The following is a 622-nucleotide window of genomic DNA, read 5'->3' as shown; positions in this document are numbered from 1 at the left end:
GCTATGAACTTTCCTCATCTGTTCTATTTGAGCCTTCATTTCTTCACTTGTAAGATTTCCGAAGTCATTTTTCAGGTCCTTATGTCCCTCCATCATCTTTTCATGCCCCGCCAGCAGGCCTTCATGTTTTTTAAGGATCACCTCATTTTGAGCCATTTGTTCAAAATAAGAAGAATCTGAAACCTGCATAGTTTCTAACTGCTGGGAAAGTTCCCGGTGGCTTTGCTGCATTCTTTGATGAGTTGTCTTAAATTCTGAATGTACCTGCTGAATGCTGTCATTCTCGGCCATTAGCTCATCCAGTTCATTGGAAAGGCTTTCTTTTTCACTATCTCCACATGCCACCAGAAGGCTCATGCTGAAGATAAGGATCATGAATTTTTTCATTTTTAGTTGGTTTTGAAGGTTATTACTTTCAAAAATACAAAAGTGAAGTTCAGGGAGTTGTAATTCTCTGTTAAAAGGGGGCGAGACTTAAACTTCAAGTTAATTACTATTCTTCCAAAATCCTCTGACCACTGAGCACTGCCCACTGCCCACCAAAAATAGCTATCTTTACGAAAAATTGAAGATGGCTCATAAAGCAGGTTTTGTAAACATTATTGGGAATCCTAACGTAGGA

1 protein-coding gene is annotated in these 622 nt (G+C 39.1%); it reads right to left on the bottom strand.

All coding sequences use genetic code 11. The features are described 5' to 3' along the window. Nucleotides 1–387 (bottom strand): hypothetical protein (locus HC175_RS16305; protein ID WP_168139444.1); only part of this gene is annotated, 387 nt, incomplete at its 3' end. Nucleotides 388–622: the final 235 nt, after the last annotated feature.

Source organism: Salinimicrobium oceani, assembly GCF_012037645.1.
The sequence above is the reverse complement of the archived record's forward strand: the minus strand, read 5'-3'. Positions and strand labels throughout refer to the sequence as shown.